This is a genomic window from Clostridium chromiireducens (assembly GCF_003575225.1).
GTDB lineage: Bacteria > Bacillota > Clostridia > Clostridiales > Clostridiaceae > Clostridium > Clostridium chromiireducens.
This window is the reverse complement of sequence record NZ_QXDJ01000001.1, coordinates 431,350-455,087: the sequence shown is the minus strand read 5'-3', so window position 1 is coordinate 455,087 and position 23,738 is coordinate 431,350. Positions and strand designations below refer to the sequence as shown.

General features: G+C 28.9%; 23 protein-coding genes and 1 riboswitch. All 23 genes read left to right on the top strand.

Annotated features, from left to right (window positions below; all coding sequences use genetic code 11):
- Nucleotides 1-520 precede the first annotated feature (520 nt).
- The 23 genes from hflX (at nt 521) to D2A34_RS01770 (ending at nt 23,731) form a co-directional block, all read left to right on the top strand.
- The gene (gene hflX / locus D2A34_RS01870; RefSeq protein WP_119365544.1) at nt 521-2,326 is read left to right on the top strand and encodes a GTPase HflX; all 1,806 of its coding nucleotides are present in this window, start codon (nt 521-523) and stop codon (nt 2,324-2,326) included.
- A gap of 65 nt (nt 2,327-2,391) precedes the next feature.
- Complete coding sequence (locus D2A34_RS01865; RefSeq protein ID WP_119365543.1) at nt 2,392-2,991, top strand: hypothetical protein; 600 nt, start codon at nt 2,392-2,394, stop codon at nt 2,989-2,991.
- Between the two features lie 155 nt (nt 2,992-3,146).
- Entirely contained in the window at nt 3,147-4,052 is a 906-nt protein-coding gene (locus D2A34_RS01860) for a nucleotidyltransferase domain-containing protein (RefSeq protein WP_119365542.1), read from the top strand.
- 29 nt (nt 4,053-4,081) lie between these two features.
- Complete coding sequence (locus D2A34_RS01855) at nt 4,082-5,518, top strand: aminotransferase-like domain-containing protein (RefSeq protein ID WP_119365541.1); 1,437 nt, start codon at nt 4,082-4,084, stop codon at nt 5,516-5,518.
- Between the two features lie 24 nt (nt 5,519-5,542).
- Nucleotides 5,543-6,190 carry a YigZ family protein gene (locus D2A34_RS01850; protein WP_119365540.1) on the top strand — a complete coding sequence of 216 codons (648 nt, stop codon included), beginning with the start codon at nt 5,543-5,545 and terminating at the stop codon, nt 6,188-6,190.
- Nucleotides 6,191-6,237: 47 nt separating this feature from the next.
- Nucleotides 6,238-8,337 carry a sensor domain-containing diguanylate cyclase gene (locus D2A34_RS01845; RefSeq protein WP_119365539.1) on the top strand — a complete coding sequence of 700 codons (2,100 nt, stop codon included), beginning with the start codon at nt 6,238-6,240 and terminating at the stop codon, nt 8,335-8,337.
- A gap of 100 nt (nt 8,338-8,437) precedes the next feature.
- Nucleotides 8,438-9,178: a YebC/PmpR family DNA-binding transcriptional regulator gene (locus tag D2A34_RS01840; protein ID WP_079440746.1), complete on the top strand. Its 741-nt coding sequence runs from the start codon at nt 8,438-8,440 to the stop codon at nt 9,176-9,178.
- A 157-nt stretch (nt 9,179-9,335) separates the two neighbouring features.
- Nucleotides 9,336-9,560 carry a site-specific integrase gene (locus D2A34_RS01835; protein WP_243128212.1) on the top strand — a complete coding sequence of 75 codons (225 nt, stop codon included), beginning with the start codon at nt 9,336-9,338 and terminating at the stop codon, nt 9,558-9,560.
- A 166-nt stretch (nt 9,561-9,726) separates the two neighbouring features.
- Nucleotides 9,727-9,855 carry a hypothetical protein gene (locus D2A34_RS27385; RefSeq protein WP_279221600.1) on the top strand — a complete coding sequence of 43 codons (129 nt, stop codon included), beginning with the start codon at nt 9,727-9,729 and terminating at the stop codon, nt 9,853-9,855.
- 114 nt (nt 9,856-9,969) lie between these two features.
- Nucleotides 9,970-10,125: a hypothetical protein gene (locus D2A34_RS26560; RefSeq protein ID WP_182629293.1), complete on the top strand. Its 156-nt coding sequence runs from the start codon at nt 9,970-9,972 to the stop codon at nt 10,123-10,125.
- A 141-nt stretch (nt 10,126-10,266) separates the two neighbouring features.
- Nucleotides 10,267-10,683, top strand: coding sequence for a hypothetical protein (locus D2A34_RS01830; protein WP_119365538.1), 417 nt, complete (start codon nt 10,267-10,269; stop codon nt 10,681-10,683).
- Nucleotides 10,684-10,773: 90 nt separating this feature from the next.
- Entirely contained in the window at nt 10,774-11,301 is a 528-nt protein-coding gene (locus D2A34_RS01825; protein WP_119365537.1) for a hypothetical protein, read from the top strand.
- 288 nt (nt 11,302-11,589) lie between these two features.
- The gene (locus tag D2A34_RS01820; protein ID WP_119365536.1) at nt 11,590-11,781 is read left to right on the top strand and encodes a hypothetical protein; all 192 of its coding nucleotides are present in this window, start codon (nt 11,590-11,592) and stop codon (nt 11,779-11,781) included.
- A gap of 55 nt (nt 11,782-11,836) precedes the next feature.
- Entirely contained in the window at nt 11,837-12,091 is a 255-nt protein-coding gene (locus tag D2A34_RS01815) for an HTH domain-containing protein (RefSeq protein ID WP_147357732.1), read from the top strand.
- A gap of 196 nt (nt 12,092-12,287) precedes the next feature.
- Complete coding sequence (locus D2A34_RS01810; RefSeq protein WP_119365534.1) at nt 12,288-14,003, top strand: methyl-accepting chemotaxis protein; 1,716 nt, start codon at nt 12,288-12,290, stop codon at nt 14,001-14,003.
- Nucleotides 14,004-14,646: 643 nt separating this feature from the next.
- Nucleotides 14,647-15,678 carry a type IV pilus twitching motility protein PilT gene (locus D2A34_RS01805; protein WP_119365533.1) on the top strand — a complete coding sequence of 344 codons (1,032 nt, stop codon included), beginning with the start codon at nt 14,647-14,649 and terminating at the stop codon, nt 15,676-15,678.
- A gap of 150 nt (nt 15,679-15,828) precedes the next feature.
- A riboswitch (cyclic di-GMP riboswitch) is annotated at nt 15,829-15,911 on the top strand.
- 155 nt (nt 15,912-16,066) lie between these two features.
- Nucleotides 16,067-16,819, top strand: coding sequence for a prepilin peptidase (locus D2A34_RS01800; RefSeq protein ID WP_119365532.1), 753 nt, complete (start codon nt 16,067-16,069; stop codon nt 16,817-16,819).
- Between the two features lie 125 nt (nt 16,820-16,944).
- On the top strand, nt 16,945-18,636 hold the full coding sequence (locus tag D2A34_RS01795) for a GspE/PulE family protein (protein ID WP_119365531.1): 1,692 nt from the start codon (nt 16,945-16,947) through the stop codon (nt 18,634-18,636).
- 21 nt (nt 18,637-18,657) lie between these two features.
- Nucleotides 18,658-19,860, top strand: coding sequence for a type II secretion system F family protein (locus D2A34_RS01790; RefSeq protein WP_119365530.1), 1,203 nt, complete (start codon nt 18,658-18,660; stop codon nt 19,858-19,860).
- Between the two features lie 77 nt (nt 19,861-19,937).
- Nucleotides 19,938-20,363 carry a prepilin-type N-terminal cleavage/methylation domain-containing protein gene (locus D2A34_RS27380; protein WP_119365529.1) on the top strand — a complete coding sequence of 142 codons (426 nt, stop codon included), beginning with the start codon at nt 19,938-19,940 and terminating at the stop codon, nt 20,361-20,363.
- Between the two features lie 263 nt (nt 20,364-20,626).
- Nucleotides 20,627-21,832: a type IV pilus assembly protein PilM gene (pilM, locus tag D2A34_RS01780; protein ID WP_119365953.1), complete on the top strand. Its 1,206-nt coding sequence runs from the start codon at nt 20,627-20,629 to the stop codon at nt 21,830-21,832.
- A gap of 11 nt (nt 21,833-21,843) precedes the next feature.
- Nucleotides 21,844-22,401, top strand: a complete 558-nt coding sequence (locus D2A34_RS01775; protein ID WP_119365528.1) for a PilN domain-containing protein — start codon at nt 21,844-21,846, stop codon at nt 22,399-22,401.
- A 1-nt stretch (nt 22,402) separates the two neighbouring features.
- Complete coding sequence (locus D2A34_RS01770; protein WP_119365527.1) at nt 22,403-23,731, top strand: pilus assembly protein PilO; 1,329 nt, start codon at nt 22,403-22,405, stop codon at nt 23,729-23,731.
- Nucleotides 23,732-23,738: the final 7 nt, after the last annotated feature.

Sequence of the window (23,738 nt, the reverse complement as noted above, 5' to 3'; positions counted from 1 at the left end):
ATTCTTAATTTTAATTCGTACAGTTTTTTAGGCACATGAAAATAAATAATAAGTTTAAAATTTTCATGAAGGTTCTTTTTTATGTACCTTAAATCATAATAATAATAATTTACTAAACACAATTAAGGATAATTCATTAAAAGAATTATCAAAATAATAATATATTTTTGACGTTTTTCAACAGTTTATTCCAAAAATGTGAATTGTACATTGTCAATTATGAATTATATAAGTTATAATTAGGCATATGAAAGAAAATAATAAGTCTATGATGCAATGTATATTTTTCGTTAGCCAAGGAAGTATATTTGCCTCATAGCGGGCTATTAGGCGAATATGCTGACGAAGTATAACGGAAAATATACTAGCATGCTGACTTATTATTTTTTTTATATGCCTTAATGAATTAATAGTATAAAATTATATGAAAGTTGTCAAGATAGGGATATGAGGGAAAATAGACGGACATACTGACTTTTTATTTTGTTGAATATCCCTTGGGATATGTGAGGTGTTTTTTATGATATACGGAAATATTGAAGGAATAAGAAAATCTATAATAGATGAATTAGAGAGTATCTACTCTATAAGGAACTTAAAAGATGAAGTTTGTGATGTGGAAATTTTGAATATTATTGCGAGAATTTCTAGTCAAATTGAAAGAGAAGTAAGTGTAGGAATTAATAGAAAAGGAAATGTTACTTCTGTTGCAATTGGTGATTCTACATCTGTTGAAGTTCCATTAATAGATATAGAAGAAAAAAGATTATCAGGAGTTAGAGTAATTCATACTCATCCAAATGGCTATTGCAATCTGTCAGCTTTAGACTTAACAGCATTGTTAAAATTAAAATTAGATGCCATTGTATCAGTGGCTATAATAGATGGAAAGATAATCGATTTCTCATTAGGAATGCTTACATTATACAATAGTAAGCTAGAAACAGATGAAAAAATGAATCTATCACTAGAAGAAATACTGTCTATACATATTTTGGATAAAATAAGATTTATAGAAAATCAAATTAAAACAAATGATGTAATAGAGGATACAGAAGAAAAGGCCATATTGGTTGGATCAGACACAAAGGAAAGTCTGGAGGAGTTAAGAGATTTAACAGAAGCATGTGATATACCTGTCTTAAAAACTGTATTTCAAAGTAGAAATAAAGTAGATGCTGCTTATTTTATTGGTAGAGGTAAAGTTTTAGAGATTGCATCTATGAGACAAGTAGAAAGAGCTAATGTAATTATATTTGATGACGAACTATCAGGATCTCAAGTAAGAAATTTAGAGGCAGCTTTAGGAGCTAAGGTAATAGATAGAACTACTTTAATATTAGAAATATTTGCAACAAGAGCAAAGAGTAAAGAAGCTAAAATACAAGTAGAGTTGGCTCAGCTTAAATATAGATTAAGTAGATTGCAAGGCTTAGGTACTATATTATCTAGAACTGGTGGAGGAATAGGGACTAGAGGTCCTGGTGAAAAGAAATTAGAAACTGACAGAAGACATATAATGGAAACAGTATATGATTTAAAAGATGAATTAAAGAAAATCAAGAAGACTAGAGATGTACAAAGAGAAAAAAGAAACAAGGAAAATATCCCTAAGGTATCTTTAGTTGGATATACTAATGCGGGAAAATCCACTTTAAGAAATGTTCTATGTGATATAGCAGCTAATAAAGAAAATAAAATTAAAGAAAAAGTATTTGAAGCAAATATGCTTTTTGCTACACTTGATACTACAACTAGAGCATTGACTTTAAGTAAGAAAGGCGTGATAACTCTTACAGACACAGTTGGATTCGTAAGAAAATTGCCACATGATTTAGTTGAAGCATTTAAATCAACATTGGAAGAAGTTATATTCTCAGATCTTTTATGCCACGTAATAGATTCATCCTCAGATGCATCAGTAGAGCAATACGAAGCAGTAAATGAAGTATTAAAGGAATTAGGGGTAATAAATAAAGAGACAATCTTAGTTTTAAATAAAATAGATCAGGCAACAGAAGAACAGATTGCAAAAATTAAAGAAGCAATAGGTGATAATGAAGTAATAGAAATTTCAGCTAGGGAAAAAATCAACTTAGACGAATTGTTGAATTTGGTAGAAGAAAAATTACCTTATAATTATAGAAAAGTAGAATATTTAATACCGTATGAAAAAGGTGATATTCAATCATTCTTACATAGAAATGCAAGAATACTTGAAGAAGAATATAAAGATGATGGAACTTATATGGTAGCTGAAGTAGATGATGAGGTATTAAATAAAACTAAAGAGTATGTACAAACAAATGTAATGGTAACTAATTAATTGATAATAAATATAGTCTTTTTATAATATACTTAAAATGAGTATATTATGGGGGACTATATTTTATGGAAACAAGTGGACCATTTAATCCAAACGACCCGAGAAGTGCAAGATCACTTAGAAGTGCTCAGAGAGTAATAAATCAAGGGGCTACAGAAGGGGCAAATGCAACTGAAAGTCCTGGTAACGCAGCTGATACAAGTAATGCAGGAAATCAAGGGACGGCTACATCAAGTGATCAAATGGCAGTGTTGCAGAATAGGGTATTAGATCAGCTGAACAGAATGAGTGAGGCAATAGCGGCAATAAGCACAGCTCAAACTAATGTTGCTTCAATTAGAATTGAGCAATTTAGTATAACTTATTTTACTAGAGAGGTGCGTCCTTTGCTTGATGCGCTATATTTTATATCTATTTCATCTCTAAATATAGCAGGGGTAGCTCAAGCATTACAAAATAATACCTTTGGAGAGAGAAAAGAGCTAAGGGAATCGTTGGAATTAGTTTATACAATGAACCATGAGCTTGAAGGAATATTAGAGTCTTTAAGCAGGCGAATGAAGATTTACATACATCAGATAAAGAAAATGGATAAAAATTGTCCTCCTTTTGTAAAAGCGGATGATAATTGCCCTCCATTCGATAGTAGGACAGAAGATTCTTAGATGTTTTTATTTAAGAATCTTTTTTTATTAAGTTTTATAGATTTTATTATCCTAAGAAGTGGTGCCTTTAAATAAATACTTGTTTAAGTTATAATAGTAATAAGATTGTTTTTTATAAAGTACATAATGCTTTAGGCAAAAGAAGGTGAGATAAGGTGTCAAAATCCATTTTGGATTATCAAAAATCCTCTGAAAAATTAATAAATATATTAAAGACTAATAAAAAGGTTCTGGCTATATTTGCATTTGGAAGTATAATTAGCGGAGATCTTTGGGAAGAGTCTGATATAGATTTATTTGTTGTTTATAAAGATATATTTGAAGATGTTAGAGATATATATACGGAAATGCTTAATATACCAGTTCACATGAAAATATTAAGTAAAGAAAAGTTTTTAGCGTTATACGAGAGCTATGGGAAAAAAGGCCTTATAAGAAATTTACTTATATCCTCTAAAATAATATTTTCAAGAGATGAAGAAATAGAAAGTATTTTTAATAAAGCTAAGTATAGTTTAGATAAATATAAGGAAACATGGAATTTAGTATATCTAGGCAATATCATAAAAGATATTGGAGTAACTAAGAAATATTTACAAAATGATAGCATATTTACATCCTATGAGGTTTTAATTAGAGCTTTAGATAGTTTCGCTAAATTGTATTTAAACCTAAACGGTTATACTGTAAGCAAAGATGCAGTAAAGATGGTAACGAACTTTGATAATAGGTTTAGCATAATAATAGAAGAGTTATTTAATGGTAAGTTTATAAAACAAAATATACAAGATACTGTAAATTATATTGAACAGTTTTTAAATGAGAATATTAATGAGGCATCAAAGCTTATATTAGATTATCTATATGAAAAGAATAAATTCTTAAGTTCATATGAAATAAAAAATAGTGAACTATTTAAGGAATTTGATATAAAAATTGAGGATATCTTAAAGGAATTGTACAAAAGAAAATTGATAATTAAAAATACAAAGAACTTAGATTTACCATCTAATGAAAAGTTGATAAGTGAAAATGTATATTCATATAAGGTTTATAACTAGATGTATTCTGATAATAAAGGGGAAATGTTATGGATATATACAAAGATTTTAAATTCGAGAATAACGAAACACCGAAGTATGTTCAACTAGCTAACTATATAAAGAATATGATTGATAAAAGAAAAATAAAAGAAGGAGATAAACTTCCGACTATTAGAGATTTATCAAAAAGATTAGGTGTAAATAATGTTACTATAGTTAGTGCATATAATAAATTGAAATTAGAAGGATATGCTTATCAAAAAGTTGGAAGTGGAAGTTATGCAAAGAGAAAAGAGGTTGCTTCAAATTTTAGAAAAGAATATTCAAATGCATTAAAGAAGTTATCTATGGAGATTTTACCTGAGGCAGTTGATTTTACAGGGGAAACCACTGCAGAAGTATTATTCCCTATTGATGACTTAAAGAATATTATTAATGAAGTGCTAGAAAGAGATGGGGCCAATGCTCTGCTTTCTGACAATAGAAATGGGTATACAAATCTTATATATACCATAAATAAAGTATTCTGGGATAATAAGCTTAATAATGAAGATATAATAATTGTTTCAGGAGCGCAGCAAGGAATTGATATAGCATCAAAGGGTATATTAAATATTAATGATAATATTATAGTAGAAAAGCCAACATATGTTGGTGCACTATCAGTATTTAAATGGAGAAAAGTAAATTTATTTGAAGTTCCAATAGAGGAAGATGGAATAAATTTGGATAAATTTGAAAAAATACTTCAAAAGAATGAAATAAAATGTTTTTATACTATGAGTTATTTTCAAAACCCAACAGGTATAAGTTATAGTATAGAAAAGAAAAAAAGAATTTTGGATCTTGCAGAAATTTATGATTTTTACATAATCGAAGATGATTATTTATCGGAACTTATATATGAAAATTCTTTAGAATATGTTCCTTTTAAATGGCTTGATAAGAGAGATAGGGTTATATATATAAAAAGTTTTTCTAAAATATTTTTACCTGGAATAAGACTAGGGTACTTAGTGGCTCCAGAAATATTTAGAGAAACATTACAGAATTCAAAACATAATACAGATATTACAACGTCAAGTTTAATGCAGAGGGCATTGGAGTCATATATTTCAGGACAAAAGTGGAAAAAGAATATAAAAGATTTAAATGATGAATACATTCAAAGATATACACAAATGAAAAGTATACTAGATAAAGAGTTTAGCGATATATTAACATATATAGACCCAAGAGGTGGACTAAATTTTTATTTAACCTTAAAAGATGACTATAGAGTAAATACAAAAGAACTCTTTATGAGCCTAAAAAAAAGGAATGTGTATATTACTCCAGGGGTTATGTTTTTCACGTCACAAAATGATGGACAAGATTCCTTTAGATTATCATTTTATCAAACTGATAAAGAGAGAATAGAAAAAGGTATGAAAATACTTAAAGAGGAAATTATTTCGATAGTAAATAATCAAAGAGGATATTAAGACTTAGAAAGGAGCTAGATAAGAATGTCCTACATTACAATAAAAGATTTTGGTGAAGATAGATTTGAAGAAAAGAAATCTGAGTTTATTGGATATGCAAAAAGAGTTGAAAGTGAAGAAGAAGCTAAAGCTTTTATTAATGAAATAAAAAGCAAGAATAAGCAAGCTACTCATAATTGTTCTGCATATATTATTGGGCAAAATATGAATATTCAGAGGTATTCTGATGATGGAGAGCCGCAAGGAACAGCTGGAATACCTATTCTCGAAGTAATGAAGAAAAGTAGAATAACTGATTGTGCTGTTGTAGTAACTAGATATTTTGGAGGAATCCTTCTTGGTGCAGGAGGATTAACGAGAGCGTATACTAAGGGAGCAAGTATAGCTATAAAATCTGCAGGAGTTGTTGAAAAGGTTGACGGCTTAAAATTAAGTTTTGAAATGGAATACGATTTGTTTGGAAAGGTTCAGCACTTATGTGGACAAAATTCATGGTATATAGAGGATACAGAATACAGTGATAAGGTTGTTGTTAATATATTGGCAGAAAAAGCAATATCAGAAGATATGGAAAACGAAATTATAGAAGCAACTAATGGGAAAATTATAGTTAGAAAAAGCGAAGAGGGAATTTATTTCAAGGAAGGAAACAGACTATATACAAGAATTTAAAACTCATATGTTAAAATATAGATTATTACATGGTAAGGGGGAGAGTAATGAGCAGATATCCAGAGTTAGATGAGCATATCAAGTTGTTGAAACAAGATGAAAATCATATGAAGTATTTCAGACAGTTTGCATTGGAAAATATTAATTCTGATCCCAAATATGTTAAAAAGGTATTTGAGCATTTACTTGAACTAGTAAAAGAGTGGAATTACAAGTCAGCCGAGCATTGGTGCTTAGTTTACATTGGATGGTGTGAAAATTTTACTAATAATTTTCTAGAAGCGTCCACTACTCACTTAATCGCAAATGAGTTTTTTGAAAAGGAACAAGACGTTGAGGGAATAATAACAACATGCAACGCACTTCTTTCGGATTATTTAAATCTAGGTGAAATAGAGCTGGCGATAAGAAACGGTATAAGAGGGATTGAATTAGCTAATGAGGTGAAAGATGAATGTAATTTAATTGCATTACTTCTTAACACGGCAGAAACTTATATTGAAAGTGAAAATTATGATGAGGCATTGGCATTAGTAGAAAGACTGAGAAGTTATAATTACACCATTAAAGTTACAGACGAAGTTATAATACTAGGAATATTATCAAAAATTTCGTTAAATGATAATAAGCTTAAAGAGGCTTATGAGTATTGTAATAAAGCTCTAGAGATTATGGAGAAAAACCATGATATTATTGATAGAGAAGAACTTATGGGAACAAGAGCTGAAATTAATTATAGGATTGGAAATTATGACGAAGCAGTAAGAGAATTTGAAGAAATAATTGAGATGACCGGAAGAAATAATGATCCATATTTTAAAATTAAAACTTTAATTAGATGGGCCAAATGTTACTATAATTTAGGTCAATATAATTTTTCAAAAGCAAAGCTGCTTTTGGTAATCAATAGTGAAAGATTAAATGATTATATTAGAATAAGAGTAAAGGCATATGAGCTTTTGAAGGATATTTATATTAAATTAGGTGAATATGAAAAGGCGCTTGAAGCGTTTAAAAAATATGATGAGTATAAGGATAAATCCAATATAAATCATAGTAATTTATGGTTATCGGTTTTAAAATATAAAAGCGCAGCGAATGAAGCAAAAGCTTATAAATCCTTATATAAAAAAATCGATCTTATTTCTGAGATTGGAAGGAAAATAACATCAAGTCTGGATCTTGAAGAAATACTGAAATCAATTCATGAGGAAATTGAAAAAATAGTTGATACGGATATACTAGGTATTGCTTTGTATAACAAAGAGAAGAATATGTTAAACTATGATTTCTTTATTAAAGATGGGAAGAGATTTCAAAAAAGTGAAAAGGCAATTAATGATAATACAAGTTTTGGAGCATACTGCTTTAATAGTAAAAAAGAAATATTGATTAATGATATAGTTAATGAATATTGGAAATATATAGACAAATCAGGTATTAGTGAAGAAAAATTAAGGAGACTCTCTACCTCGGTAATATATTTACCAATATTAATGAATGATGAACCCATAGCACTTTTGACAGTACAAAGTGATAAAAAAAATGCTTATACAAGGCATGATATATCAGGTTTAAAAATTTTAGCCTCTTATATTGCAATTGCAATTGAAAATGGAAAGCTATTTAATGAGGTTAATTATTTTGCTAACAATGATGTCTTAACAGGGGTCTTAAACAGAAATGGAATAATTAGAAATGGCGAAGAAATGCTGATAAACAATAGAAATTGCAGCAATTCAATAATAATGATGGATATTGATTACTTTAAAACAATTAATGATACATGGGGGCATCATGCCGGGGATATTGTACTTAAAAGCGTAGCAGAAATTGCTAGTGACAAAATTAAAGAGTATGGTAGTATAGGCAGATACGGTGGAGAAGAATTTTTAATTATACTTCCAAATAGTGATTTGGCTAAAGCTAAGAAAATTGGAGAATCAATTAGAAAAGCAATAGAACAACATAATTACCCTATAGATAATAATAAATATGGAAAGATTACTGCCAGCTTTGGAATATATGAGTTTGTGAATATACATGAATCCTTACTTGATGGATTAAAGAAAGCAGACCAGGCCCTTTATAAAGCAAAAGCTTCTGGTAAAAATATGTGCATTAGCTATGTAGAAGAATTTAATTAAAGGGAAATTAAGTATATACGTACATTGTGAATTAAAAAGAAGTGTGTTATAATTTCAATGGATTTTACAAGATTAAAAGGAAAAGTAAGGAGGAAAACACATGTCAGGACACTCAAAGTGGCATAATATTCAAGCAAAAAAGGGCAAAACAGATGCAAAAAGAGGGAAAATTTTTACTAAGATAGGTAAAGAAATCGTTATGGCGGTTAAAAATGGTGGTGCTAGTCAAGAGATAAATGCAAAATTAAGAGATGTAATTGCTAAAGCTAAGGCAGCAAACATGCCTAATGACACCATTTCAAAAGCAATTAAGAAAGCATCTGGGGAATTATCATCAGTTAATTACGAAAATATAGTTTATGAAGGTTATGGCCCTAGTGGAGTGGCTGTAATAGTTGAAACTCTTACTGATAATAAAAATAGATCAGCAGGAAATGTAAGAAGTGCCTTTACAAAAGGTGGCGGAAACATGGGAACATCAGGTTGTGTAGCGTTCATGTTCCAAGAAAAAGGAGAAATTGTCATTGAAAAAGAGGATAAAGATGAAGATGAATTGATGATGATAGCCCTAGATGCAGGAGCGGAAGATTTCTCAAGTGATGAGGATGAAGTGTTTGTAGTAACTACTTCACCAGAAGATTTTGGAGCAGTCAGAGAAGCCTTAGAAGCACAAGGAATTGAATTCTTAGAAGCAGCTGTAAAGAAGATTCCAGATACATATACAGCAATAGATGAAGCTGATGCTAAGAAGTTCCAAAAGATGCTAGACTTACTTGAAGATGATGACGACGTCCAAGAAGTTTACCACAACGCTGAATTCCCTGAAGGATGGGATGAATAGAACACGTAATAGTTAGTATTACTAATGTTAAGTGAGTTGTGAAAAATTGTAAAGACTAATATTGATTATGATGTACATTCAATTTTACATGATTTGATTGATGTGTGTAGTATTTTAGAAACCATTTTCTATCTTAATTAGATAGGAGGTGGTTTTTTTGCTGTTAAAGGATATATTAGAGGAATTTATACTGGAATTAGAGATACAAAATTATAGTCCACGAACTTTGAAAAGTTATAGAAACAATAATTTACTAATGTTTACTTTTATAGAAAAGGAGTTTGGGATAAAAGAAATTGAAGAAGGGAAGCCAATACATATAAAAGCTTATATAAAATTTTTACAGAGGAATAAAAGAAAGATAATATTTGATGGCTTATAGGTAAAATAATTATTTCAAAAATAACTGACAAATTCCCAAACAATATAACTTACTTCAGGTAAAGTCAAGCGTTGATTTTAAATATATCAAAATGAACTATATGGTTATAATTCAAAAATATGTTATCATAAATATATAATAGATTATACACAAGGGGGATATATTTGTGGAAGGAACAGTATCTTTATTTGCAGCGGTTGCCTTTATAATACCTTTAACTTTAGGATGTTTGGGGATATATGTACTTATTTTATTAATTAAAGCATTAAAAATATATATAAATAAGAATTCTTAAATTAATAAATTAGAAATTGAGCTATTTAATTAATATATTTTGATATAAAAGTTGACCTTAAGCGAAAATAGATATTTATGTCCATTATAAAAATGTTAGGAGATAATAATTAGTATGAGCAAAGAATTTTATGTTGGATTTGGAACTCTGGCTTTGATTAATGCAGGAATTGCACAAGGAAAAAATAGGTCTGGGTTCAATTGGTTTTTATTATCATTATTTCTTGGACCGATAGCAACCTTATGCTTAGTATTATGTGATAAAAAATAGAGGTTTCAAAATAATTGAATTAAATATTAACATAATATTTTTAATAGTTTGTAACAATCAAAAAATGTAGCTGTTGTACTAATGAAAATAATAATGAGACAATTGTAAGTTATCAAATACAGTTTGAAAGACGGGAAAAAGATGAGAAAAAATAATTGGTTAATGTATTCTATATATTCAATTGTATTGCTATGTTACATTATATTTAGTAGTAAGATTTTAATATATGAAAAAGAACAATTTCAGAGAACATTTAATAATGTGCCTTTAATTATATGGTCAATTGTAATATTTATAGTATTAGGATTGCTACTTGGATTAGAAAAGTTCTTATCAGAGAAGAAAAAAGACGGAAGGTGGAAAGTTAATTTATCTAGGTTGGTTTTATTAGGAATCCCTTCTCTTTATTTTTCGTTAGGAATAATGATATTATCTATTCCAATAACTTTTGTTAGATATCCAATTTTATACTTATTAAAATATGAGGATATTTTATCAATTTTTCAAGTGATTTTAGGTTATATAATAATTACAAGTTTTATTAAAGAAAAGGAATAACTATTTTTATTTATAATCTACAAAGTGGTATCAATCAAAAATTTGTAGCTATTGAAAATAAAATTTATGACCATTAAAAGAGGAGAAGATATGAAGCGATTACCTATATTGGGAATTATGATTTTTTTACTTATTTCTAATATAATATTTATTAGTACTACTATGCGTTATAAAAATATAATTGATAAGCAAATCTTTAAAGTTTATTCATTTGAGGGGGAAAATAATAATATAAAAATAAGTGATGGAATTATTGTTATTTATCCTAATAAACAGATATTAAACGGTGGAAAAATACAGTACACAGGGAGTAAGCAGGGAAATATAACATCGTACTCTAAAAAAATTTATATGAACGAACGAGGACATAATAAAGATGTTTTATTTAATTCTGTATCATCTGGGGGAAGCGGTAATGGAATAAAATTTCCTGATGAATTTATATTAAATAAAGGTGTATGGGAAATAAGTTCAGAGGAATTGTTTAGTGAAGAAGATATGAGTAGTATTAAGGATAATCTTTATTTTAGTCTTAATTATTCAGTAAATGAGCGAGAAACAGAGGGTACTATAATAAAATTGAACGTGAAAGAATTTGATATGAAAGAAGATAAATAATAGCTAATTATATAGTAGTAAATTATAATGTAGTAATTGAATGGAGGATAATTTATTAATAAAAAAATAGTTTTTGTATTATTTTTATGTTTAGTAATGGCATGTGGTTGCACAAATATTTCAAAAGTAAAAACAGAAAAAGAAAACAGCCAACAAGAATTAACTATATCAAATAATGATGATTGACCAATTTTTACAGATAAAGAAATTGAAGCGGCTAAAGAGGTTGTAAAATTACATTATAAGCATATTAAATTACCACATGCAATTGAAAGTATAGACTATAATATGAGTAATGATGAAAAGGATAAGATATATAAGTGGTTTATAGGAAATGATACCTCAAAGTATAAGAATATCAATTCAATTTTCTTTTTAGTTCATACTAAAGATGAGGATGGCTACGACCAGAAAAGGTTAATTTTGTTAACACGAGAAAGCAAGGATAGTAAGTGGAAAGTAATTAATGAAGGCCTTTAAATACGGTTGTTACACTTAATTTATTGTCCGCATAATATTTATAAACTGTAAAGGAATGATTATTTATACATCATTTAAAATTGGAGCATTTTTGCAAGTTTTATTAGAATATCATAATATTTCGGCAGAAACAATTGCATTGATGTCTGGAGTTAGTGAAAAAGAAGTTAATGATTTAGTAGAAAATTCTAAATTAGTTTCTTTAGAAAGTAAATATAAAATATCTAAAACAGTGATGTCATTACGTTTTTTTCTTGAAAGAATTAGAACCATAAATTCCAATTTCGTACTATATAAGTGTAGACATTAAGTGAGATATCACTTAACTATCTACACTTATTTCTTTATTGCTCTATTATTTTTATTTTTTGTCATAAAATAATGTTTTGCTCCAAAAATTATTATTTTTTTATATCTTAAGCTTAAATGAAATTTAACGATAATTAAATAAAAGTGTAGAAAAATGTAATAAGAATAATAATTAAATAATTTTAGGGGGTATTTTTTTGAGACTGTTTGAAAATTTAAAGACTATACAAAAGTTAATATCTGCATTTATCTTAGTGTCTCTATTTATAGCTGTGGTTGGATTTATTGGAATTAATAATATGGAGGCAATCAATTCTAATGCAACTTCAATGCATGACTATAATCTTGAATCAATAAAGAAATTAACAACAATAAGGCAAAATACTAGTGATATACGATTTAATGTATTAAAAATTGATTCCCAAAGAAATTTGAATAACCAAAATGAGTCACTTGAAAATGAAATAAAGCAATTATATGATGAAACAAATGCAATAATATTAGATTATGAAAAATCAATATTATCTGATGAGGAAAAGCCAACATTTAATAAGCTTAAAGATGACTTAAATGAGTATAAAAGAGCATATGATTTGGTAATACAACGGGCAAATGAAAATAATTATACCGATGCCGATGCAAATTATACTAAATTAACGCCAATAAGGACGAAAATATATAATGAAATAGGTGAATTAATAAAGATAAACGTTAATCAAGCAGATAATTCATATCAAGAGAATAATTCAATGTATAAAAGCTCTTTATATAAAATAGTTGCAATAGTTTCTTTTGCTTTAATTATTGCAATCATTTTAGGAATTTCTATATCAATTTGGATTTCAAAGCAATTAAAGAAAGTATTAATTTTTGCTGAAGCTATTGGAAGTGGAGATTTAACTCAATCAATAATGATTGATACAAACGATGAAATTGGAAGTCTTGCTAAAGCACTGAACCAAGCTAGTCAAAACATAAAAAATTTAGTCGGTGAAATAATTAATAGTGCTAGTGATATAAGTTCAACTAGTGAGGAATTATCAGCAACTGCTGAAGAGGTTTCATCAAAAATGGAAGTAGTAAATGAATCAATAGAACAAATAGCTAGAGGGGTTCAAGATTTAAGCGCAACTACTGAAGAAGTAAGTGCTTCAACAGAGGAAATAAGTGCTAGTACTAATGAGCTTACAAATAGAGCGAATGAGGCAGAGGTATCAGTAGGTGAGATAAAAAAACGTGCACTAGACATAAAAACTAAAGCCTCAAAAAATATAGAAGAAGGTACTGTTATATATACAAAAAATCGTACTAATATTTTAACGGCTATAGAAGAGGCTAGGGTTGTAGAAGAGATAAAAGTTATGGCTGATTCTATTGGAACTATAGCAGAGCAGACTAATTTACTTGCATTAAATGCAGCCATTGAAGCAGCAAGAGCTGGGGAACAAGGAAAAGGGTTTGCTGTTGTTGCTGATGAAGTAAGAAAGCTTGCAGAACAATCTGCTGAGGCGGTTATGAATATTAAAGGGATGGTTACACAAGTACAAGTTGCAGTTGCTAAACTTTCACAAAGCGGGGAAGATGTACTTGAATTTATGGAGAATGATGTAAAACCAAACTATGAATTCCTTCATAACACAGGAATTCAGTATGAAAAGGATTCGGAATTTGTTAATAATATTACTGAAGAGATTTCGGTTTCTTCAAGGCAAATGAGTGAAGTAGTTGAGCAAATAAGTTTTGCTATACAGAATGTTTCAGCAACAGCAGAGGAGTCAGCAGCAAGTTCTGAAGAAATATCTAATAGTGTTAATGAAATAACTATTGCTATTAATGATGTTGCAAAATCTGCACAAGGTCAGGCGGATTTAGCACAAAGATTAACTGATATGGTACAGAAGTTTAAGGTGTAAAATATATTAATTATAAAAAAATTATAGAACATTTAGAAGAGTTAAGAAAGCCCTGAATGATGGTATATCCATTAAGATAATAACACTTTCAATATTGATATGCATAGCTATCAATATTGAAAGTGTTTTTTCTTAAAAGTATAAGGAAAAATAGAGATAATGTTTTCGCAGTTTAGCATAAGTTGGTTTGTTTCAAAATTGATGTTAATCATACATCAACATTTTCATTATCCATGTAATATTATTACTAAAATTATATTACCAAAGTTAAGCGATAATGTGGTAGAATTATATGATATTTATAAATACTGAGAAATTTGTAATATATTTTTTGTGAGTTTTTATATATAGATTATATTTAGACATTTTTATTTATTATTATGTATTATTTAATTTGCTAGTTGGATGTGATTGTTTTAAATATAAATTTATACAATACGGTGTATGGCGAGAATTAAATATAATTATAAAAAGGAGAAAAAAATTCCTTTTGTGGTAATGAGTTTTGACGGAAAACTATCATTTTTTAGTATTAAATTAAATATTTAGAGAATTTTATAAAAAATTGAGGTGACAGTACTATTTTAGTAATGATATAATAATTTTATAAAATATTCTAATTTTTATGCGGAGGATACAGAACGTGGCTAAAATAGATAAATTATTAGATACCGTTGATATAAGTAGTACATCTGATATACATATTACTTCTGAACAAGTTCCTAAGGTAAGAATAGATGGGGTATTAGTTAAGATACAAGAAGATATAATTTCTCATGAAGAAGTTGGAGAATATATTCAGGATTTAGCTCCTGATAAATTTAGCGAATTTTTAGAAGATGGAGAAATTGATTTTAAATATAATAGACCTGGAATGGGGAATTTCAGAGTCAATGCATATAAGTGTAAAGGAAGTTATGCAATATGTCTGAGAGTAATTAAAGAGGCTATACCTAAACTTAAAGATTTGGCAACCGCACAAGCACTAAAATCGTTTACTGAATTAAGTGATGGTTTGGTACTAGTTACAGGGCCAACGGGTTCAGGTAAAAGTACAACGCTTGCAGCTATGGTAAATGAAATAAATTTAACTAAGGATAAGCACATAATTACTCTTGAGGAGCCAATAGAATATATATACGAAAACCATAAGTCTATGGTAAATCAAAGAGAGATTGGACAAGATACTAAAAGTTATGCAATGGGTTTGAGAGCTGCACTTAGACAAGATCCAGATGTTATATTACTTGGAGAAATGAGAGATCCAGAAACTATTGAAATAGCATTAAGAGCAGCACAAACAGGTCACTTGGTTTTTTCTACATTACATAACTTGGGTGCTGCAAATAGTATATACAGAATTATTAATTCATTTGAGTCTAGTCATCAAAATGAAGTAAAGATTCAGCTATCGTCTTTATTGAGAGGTGTTGTATCACAAGTTCTGATTCCAAAAGCTTCAGGGCAAGGTAGAACAGCAGCAATGGAGATAATGGTATGTACTCCAGGTATAAAAAATCTAATTAGAGAAGGTAACTTTGAGCAAATAGATAGTTTTATACAAATGGGATCCAAATTTGGAATGCAGACAATGGATATGGACTTAAGAAATTTAGTTATGAGTAATATAATTACAAGACAAGAGTATGAAAAATGGATACAAACTAATAGATAGAAATTATATTATAAGGTTTTTCATACTTATGAGGAAATATATATTTGAATTGTAGACTATTAAGATGTTATGTGATAAAATTCAAATATATGTAATAGATGGTATGTTTTTGTATAAGGTATAATCAAAATTGAATAGAAATAGCATTTATATGTTATAGGGAACGATGATTCATATATTTATTTGGGCACTTTATATGTGATGAGTTAATAGTGCAACCGACCTTTATAGTTATAGTATCTTAGGTGGGTTTTTTTGCATACTTTTCAGAAGCAAAAATAACTGCCTGAAGTATAAGGAATTATTAAAAGGTTCTTAAAAATAACTTGAATTATATTACCTGAGAATTTAAAAGAAATATTTCTACAGAGGTATTGGAGAGAGTAAATTGGATTATGGATTAATAATTGTATTGGGATTAGTTATAGGAAGTTTTTTAAATGTATGTATACATAGAATTCCTAGGGAAGAATCGATAGCATTTCCCCCGTCACATTGTACCAGCTGTAAACACAAATTGAGTTATCTAGATTTGGTGCCTGTAATTAGTTATATATTTCTCAGGGGAAAATGTAGATATTGTGGTGAAAAGATTTCCATAAGATATCCGCTCATTGAGTGTCTTAATGGGATATTCTACTTATTAATATACTTGAAATTTGGCATAACTCTAATTACTATAAAATATTGTTTATTCGTATCGTTTCTAATAGTAATTTCCATGATAGATTTTGATACTCAATATGTGTTTACCAGCACTACAATTTTGAGTGGAATAGTTGGGATTGTATTTATATTAACGCAATATTTTATGCATGAAAATGGAGTCCTTAATTTAATTTTAGGAGGATTAATAGGCGGAGGAATTATAGGATTAATTGTATTTCTGACTAAAGGAATGGGAGAAGGAGATATTGAAATTGCTGTTGTTTGTGGGTTGTTTCTAGGTACAAAAGCAATTATGCTGGGATTATTTTTAGCCATAATCTTAGGAGGTATAATAGGAATAATAATTGTTTTATTAAAATTAAAAAAACTAAAAGAAAAGATGGCTTTTGGACCATTTATAGCAGTAGGGAGTATAATTTCTATGTTTTATAGTACAGAAATTTTAAGAATATATTTCGAATTATTAACATAAAGGTGTATATATATATTTATCTTTTACAATGTTTTTACTTGTATAATTTTCATGCTGAATTTACACTAATATTGAAGACACAATACTTATTTCATTTATAACAAATAAAAGGGGTTAAACATATAATGGCGACTGAAAAAAGAAGGTTAGGGAACATTCTTGTAAATGCGGGCAAAATTACGGGATATCAATTGCAAGATGCATTAAGGTCCCAAAAAGTGCTTGGTAAAAAGCTTGGAGAAATATTACTTGAAAGTAAAATTATAACTGAAGAAGATATAATTGAAGCTATAGAGCAGCAAACTGGAATAAAAAAAGTAGACTTAAATACAATAAATTTTGATAGAAAAGCAATAACTTTGATACCTCAGAATTTGTGTGAAAAATATATGTTAATTCCATTTGGTTTTGATAACAATAAGATTAAAGTTGCTCTTGCAGATCCATTAAATATTTTTGCCATTGATGATGTTGCAATATCTACTGGATTTGAGATAGAGTCATTTATATCTAAAAAAGATGATATTAAAAAATTTATAGGAATATATTATAGCAGTCAGCAAGTTAATAATGCAGCAATACAGCTGGCAAAAGAAAGCTTGAAAGCAGTTAAGCAGTCCCAAACTAGTTCGGCTGAAGATATAAATGAGGTTAATAGCGCACCTGCTGTTAAAATGGTTGATTATATGTTTAAGAATTCTGTAGAGTTAAAGGCATCAGATATTCATATAGAACCTTTTGAATATGAAATCAGAATTAGATATAGAATAGATGGAAAGTTAAAAACAATTAATACTCTCGGAATAGAAAGCTTAGGACCGTTAGTAACAAGAATAAAGATTATGGCTGGTTTAAACATAGCAGAAAAACGAATACCTCAGGATGGAAGAATAATGACAAATGTGGACGGGAAAGATATAGATTTAAGAGTATCTGTACTTCCAGTAGTTAACGGTGAAAAAATAGTTATAAGAATTCTTAATACTGGCGGTTCAGTATTAAGTAAGAATAGACTTGGAATGAGTGAGGACAATATTAAAAGATTAGATAGGATAATAGCTAATCCTCATGGAATAGTTTTAGTTACCGGACCTACAGGAAGCGGTAAATCTACTACTTTGTACTCAGTGCTTAAAGAATTGAACTCTAGTGATGTAAATATTATTACTGTAGAAGACCCGGTTGAATTTACTATGAATGGAGTTAATCAAGTAAATGTAAATGAAAAAGCTGGTTTGACTTTTGCAAGTGGTCTTAGAAGTATCTTGAGACAAGACCCGGATATAGTAATGGTAGGGGAAATAAGAGATGAGGAAACAGCAGAAATTGCGACTCGTGCCGCTATTACAGGACATTTGGTTTTAAGTACTCTTCATACTAATGATGCTCCTTCATCTATAGTAAGACTTGTTGATATGGGGATTAAGCCTTATTTAGTTTCAACGTCTGTTATGGGCGTGGTAGCGCAAAGACTAGTTAGAAGAATATGTGATAAATGCAAAGTGCCATATGAAGCAAATCTATATGAAAAAGAACTTTTAGGACAAGAAATAGACAAGCCACTCATTCTTTATAAAGGAAGTGGCTGTGGATATTGTAATGAAACAGGATATACAGGAAGAATTGGTATTTATGAAATTATGGAAATGACTAGAAAGCATAGGGAAGCTATAAATTCAGGTGGAAATTCTGATGTGATCAGAGATATTTCCATAGCTAATGGAATGAAGACATTGGAAAGCGAATGTAAAGAATTTGTTTTAAGAGGAATAACCACTATTGAAGAGCTTTCAACAATTGCAATGGTTAAAAAATAAACTTCTAGGAGGTGATTTTATATGGGAAAATTTAAATATAGAGTTATGAACTCAGATGGGGAGAAAATTGAGGGGCATTATGAAGCAAATTCGAAAGAAGAAGTTATGGATTTTGTTTCGGGTAACGGATATTATCCTTTAATGATAGAAGAGATATCAGAAAGTGCTAATATTGAACTTAAGTTTAATAGTAAAGTGAAACTTAAAGATATATCAATATTTTGTAGACAGTTTTATACTATGTTAAATGCAGGAGTTCCGATTTTAACCTGTCTAGAAATATTGTCAAATCAAATTGAAAATAAAAAACTAAGAGAAGCAACAGGAGATATAAACGAAGAAGTTGCAAAAGGTGGAGTTTTATCAGATGCAATGAGAAAGTATAAGGATGTATTTCCAGAACTTTTAATATCCTTAGTGGCTTCAGGTGAAGCAAGTGGTAACTTAGATTCAATAATGCTTAGAATGGCGACCCATTATGAAAAGGAAAATAAGGTTAATAATAAGGTTAAAAGTGCTATGGTTTATCCAATCGTACTTGGAATGGTGTCTATAGGAGCAATTGTATTTATATTAACATCTGTAATGCCTACTTTCACAGAAATATTCAAGGAAAGTGGAACAGTTCTGCCTTGGTCTACTAGATTTTTACTGGGACTTAGCGATATGATTGGGAATAATTGGATGTTTGTTATCATTTTAATAGGTGCATGTGGATTTGGATTAAATATTTTCCTTAAAACAGAAGAAGGGAAATTAACATCAAGTAAAGTTAAGTTAAAATTACCAGTACTTAAGAAACTTAATCAAATGATGATAGTATCGAGATTTACAAGAACACTATCTACACTTATAGCAAGTGGACTACCCTTGGTAGAAGCTTTAAAAATTGTTTCGGAGGTTACAGGAAATAAAGTTTCTGAGAAGGTATTGTTAAAAATAAGGGATAATGTAATGAGGGGAGAAAGTTTATATGTTTCAATGAGAGAAAGTGAGATTTTTCCTGCAATGCTCTATTCAATGATAAAAATAGGTGAAGAGACAGGTTCTTTAGATGATATATTAAATAAAACAGCAGATTTTTATGATGAAGAGCTTGAATCGATAATTCAAACTTCCGTAGCCCTTATAGAACCAATTTTAATAGTAGTAATGGGACTTGTAATTGGATTTATGATAGTATCCATAATGCTTCCATTATTTAATTCATACACTCAGATATAATAAAAATAGTAATTAGTGCGCTAGGCAAAAGCCAAAGGGCATTAAGATATAAAAATAAAAAATTAGGAGGTTTTATAATGATTAACTTATCAATCAGAAAAAAGAATGAATTGACTAAGAAAAAGAAGAAAGGATTTACGTTAATTGAATTAATTATCGTTATTGCAATTATTGCAATATTAGCAGCAATAGCTATACCTAGATTTGGAGCAATAAGAGAAAGTGGTAATGTAAAGTCAGATATAGCAACAGCTAAAAATATTCAAACGGCGGTATCAACTGCTATTTCAAATGGAGATATTACTTTAGATAGTAGTGGTGATAACAGTAGTTTTAGTCTTGCAACTATAATGGATGGCAATATACCAAAAGCAAAGGCTCAGGGGTTTGCTGGACAATCTTTTACAGCTACTGTTGATAATAATCAGGTAATAGTAAAAATAGGTAGTACTGAAATTTTACCAGTGCCGGCAAGCAGTACTTATTCATCAGTTTTATCGTAAGAATAGTAATTAAGAAGTAATATTTATAAGTACTTTTGTTACTTATAAATATTATCTTCAGTTAATTTGATTTTTATGATTAGTAAGTTACAATTAATAGAATTTGTGAAGTAAAGTTAATGTATTATGTAAAGTTAATAAAAGAAAGAAGCTAATATTAATGAAATTTTAACTATTAATATTTAAAATATTAATTTTACATTGTACATTAAAATAGACAAACTAAATGGAGAATAATAGAGGAGAAATAAGGTATGGGGATAATGAAGAAGAAAAATAGTAATTCTGAATTAGACAAAAATAATGCAGATATTGAGACTAAAGAAAAGAGAAAATCCATTGACTTTAAAGCTTTAGCAAATATGGATGTAGGAACCTTAAAGGTTAAATTGTCAAAAAACTTAAAAAAAATAAATAAATTAAGTACGCCAGAGAAAAAAAGAAGAGTTGTTGCCTTTGACATTGGTAGTTCTATGATAAAAATAGTTGAGGGAATGTATTATAAAAAGGAAATAGTTATATACAAATATATATCTATTCCAACTCCAAAAGATGCAATTATAGATGGAGAAATAAAAAAAGCAGAAGAGCTATATGAAAAGTTGAATCAAGCACTAAAGCAAAGCGGAATAAAGGCTAAAGATGCTATATGTACAACTAATTCTACGCTGATTATAAATAGAGAAATTTTAATTCCAAAAGTAGAAGCTGAAGAAATGGATACGGTTGTCAGATATGAAATTCAGCAATATTTACCTATAAATTTAGAGGATTATATATTGCAAGTAACTATCTTAGGTGAAGAAGAAGTGAATGGAAATGCAAGACTTAATGTTCGTGTTATTGCATATCCTGAAAAAATAGCAAGAGGATATTATAACCTTTTGCAAAAACTAAATTTAAAGCCATATGTTTTAGATGTAAATTACAATGCGGTAAATAAATTCATTAATTATACAGGTATAAACAGTGAGTTTGAACATAAATCAAAAGAAGCAGTCGCAGTTATTGATATTGGGGCAAGCTTTATTGATGTTAATATATATAAAGATGGTCAGTTAGATTTTACTAGAATAATAAAAGATGGTGGGAATAATATTGATGAAATATTATTAGACCAGATTGGTGCAGTTAGTGAAGCAACAAGTTTTAAACAGAAAAATTTGAATTTAAAAGATGAATTAGAACCAATAAATATGCAAGTCAAATATGTAGTAGATGAGTGGATGGATAAGATAGAAAAAATAATCCAATTTTATAAAAATAGAAATATTGGAAATCAAGTAAATAAAATAATTATTTTTGGAGGTAGTTCTAAGATAAAAGGAATGGAAGAATATATGACGGAAAAACTTGGAATTAAAACAAAAATAAACGAAATAACTAAGGTAGCCTTTAAATCAAAAGATGATGGCAATCCTATTGATGATTTTATAAATGTAATAGGTTCAGTCATAAGAGTTGAATAGGAGGTGGAATTGTGAAAGATTTGAATTTTTTTAAACCATATATAGGGCAAAATAAAGAAAAAATTAATTATCAAATATATGTATATGGAATGATGATAATAGTTGGGCTTGCTATAGCAGTAAGTTTTGGCATTAATATGACCCAAATGATGTTCTTAAATAAAAGTATAAGTGAATATAATGAAAAATTATCAGCTCCAGAGATACAAGCACAATTAAAGGAAGCGGAAAATGTAAATAAACAAATAGATTTATTAAAAAAATATGATAAAGCATTAAATGATGTTGCTATTTCCGTTACGGGTAGAGAAAATGTCTCAGAATCATTGTTAAAAGATATAAGTTCAACGCTGCCGAATGAAGTTTTATTTAAGAACTTAGATGTGGTAGAAAATAATATAGCTATAAAAGGTACATCAACTACCAGGGAAGCAGTAGCAGAACTAGAACGCAAGCTAAGAGAATTACCAATAATGTCTGATGTTTATGTAAATTCAATAAACGTTCAAAGTTCAGTAGAGGGAGAGTACTCCTTTGATATAAAATGTGTGTTAAAGGATGTTAGATAGTATGAAAATAAGTAATAAAGAGAAAACAATGTTATGTGTATTAGGAAGTATAATAGTAGGCTTTTTATATTATCAATTTATTTATTTATCACAAGTAGACCAGCTTCAGCAAAAGGTTAGTGAAGAAAATGAACTTAAGCAAAAATATGATACGGTAATGAATACAATAAAATCAATGGAAGATAAAAAAAGTGACGTGAAAATCTTAAACGCTAAAATAGGTGATGAAGCCCTACCCTTTTATCCAACAATAAATCAAGAAAAAATAATAATAGAATTAGATGAATTATTAGAAGATAATAGTTTAAAGGGGAGTGTAACTTTTCAACCAATAGTCTCGAATAGTGTAGAGAATTCAAAAAAAGATGAAAAGTCTTTAGCTGAGAGTTCATTGCAAGCTATAGTTGATCAATATAATCATGCATTTGGAGATGCTGAAAAAACACAACAAAGCGATGATAAAACCGTAACTAATTCTACAAAGAGTGATACTAATAACAAGGATTCCAATAATAATGGAGCAAGCAATACAAATGATTCAAACAATTCCAAAGAAAGCGGTAACAAAGACTCAAAAGATGCCAAGAAAAATACGGTCCAGTATCTTAAATGTGAAGTGAATTTTGAAGGTAAGTATGAAGATTTAGATAAGTTTTTAAATGCAATTGCTCAAAATAAAAAGAAAATTGTAGTAAATTCTATAAATGTAAATTCAGATACTTTAGATGGAGTAAAAGGAAAAATAAATTTAGAATTCTATTCAATTCCGAAGATTAATGACGAATTAGAGGGTTATTTAAAGTTAGATTTAAATGAGAACTATGGAAAGAGTGTTCCGTTTGGCGCAGGAACAGCAGGTGATACATCAGTAAGCAAAACAGCATCAAGCGGACAGGAAGAGAAAGAGCCAAGTGATTTTATAGCTTTAGTTAAGCCTACAGCTTCTGATCTTCCAACTATAACTATTGGTAAGGCAAAGGATGATTTAAGAACATCTTATGTTTATGCAGATAGCAATTCAGTAGAAAATGTTGAAATGCTATTAACACAAGATGGAGACAAATATTATTATAAATATAAAACATCAAAAGGAACGTTCCCAGCTAATTATGATGGCCTAGGAGCAGAATTTGTGCCAACATCTAAAAATATGGTTTTAGATATTTTAAGTAGAAGCAGATTAGATGCAAATGATAATTCAGGAATGAAGCTTAAAATTGTTAATAAAACAGACAAGCTGTTAAAGGTAAATATAACTGGAGAAGATTCTAACAGCCCACGAGTTACAGTTGAAGGTGATTTGAATAATGTAAGTGTTAGTAATAAGTAGGTGAGGA

Bases quoted from the DNA above. Each gene is read 5' to 3' on its own strand.
- hflX (WP_119365544.1), top strand. From the start codon at position 521: ATGATATACGGAAATATTGAAGGAATAAGAAAATCTATAATAGATGAA.
- D2A34_RS01865 (WP_119365543.1), top strand. From the start codon at position 2,392: ATGGAAACAAGTGGACCATTTAATCCAAACGACCCGAGAAGTGCAAGA.
- D2A34_RS01855 (WP_119365541.1), top strand. From the start codon at position 4,082: ATGGATATATACAAAGATTTTAAATTCGAGAATAACGAAACACCGAAG.
- D2A34_RS01850 (WP_119365540.1), top strand. From the start codon at position 5,543: ATGTCCTACATTACAATAAAAGATTTTGGTGAAGATAGATTTGAAGAA.
- D2A34_RS01845 (WP_119365539.1), top strand. From the start codon at position 6,238: ATGAGCAGATATCCAGAGTTAGATGAGCATATCAAGTTGTTGAAACAA.
- D2A34_RS01840 (WP_079440746.1), top strand. From the start codon at position 8,438: ATGTCAGGACACTCAAAGTGGCATAATATTCAAGCAAAAAAGGGCAAA.
- D2A34_RS26560 (WP_182629293.1), top strand. From the start codon at position 9,970: ATGAGCAAAGAATTTTATGTTGGATTTGGAACTCTGGCTTTGATTAAT.
- D2A34_RS01830 (WP_119365538.1), top strand. From the start codon at position 10,267: ATGAGAAAAAATAATTGGTTAATGTATTCTATATATTCAATTGTATTG.
- D2A34_RS01825 (WP_119365537.1), top strand. From the start codon at position 10,774: ATGAAGCGATTACCTATATTGGGAATTATGATTTTTTTACTTATTTCT.
- D2A34_RS01820 (WP_119365536.1), top strand. From the start codon at position 11,590: ATGAGTAATGATGAAAAGGATAAGATATATAAGTGGTTTATAGGAAAT.
- D2A34_RS01815 (WP_147357732.1), top strand. From the start codon at position 11,837: ATGATTATTTATACATCATTTAAAATTGGAGCATTTTTGCAAGTTTTA.
- D2A34_RS01795 (WP_119365531.1), top strand. From the start codon at position 16,945: ATGGCGACTGAAAAAAGAAGGTTAGGGAACATTCTTGTAAATGCGGGC.
- D2A34_RS01790 (WP_119365530.1), top strand. From the start codon at position 18,658: ATGGGAAAATTTAAATATAGAGTTATGAACTCAGATGGGGAGAAAATT.
- D2A34_RS27380 (WP_119365529.1), top strand. From the start codon at position 19,938: ATGATTAACTTATCAATCAGAAAAAAGAATGAATTGACTAAGAAAAAG.
- pilM (WP_119365953.1), top strand. From the start codon at position 20,627: ATGAAGAAGAAAAATAGTAATTCTGAATTAGACAAAAATAATGCAGAT.
- D2A34_RS01770 (WP_119365527.1), top strand. From the start codon at position 22,403: ATGAAAATAAGTAATAAAGAGAAAACAATGTTATGTGTATTAGGAAGT.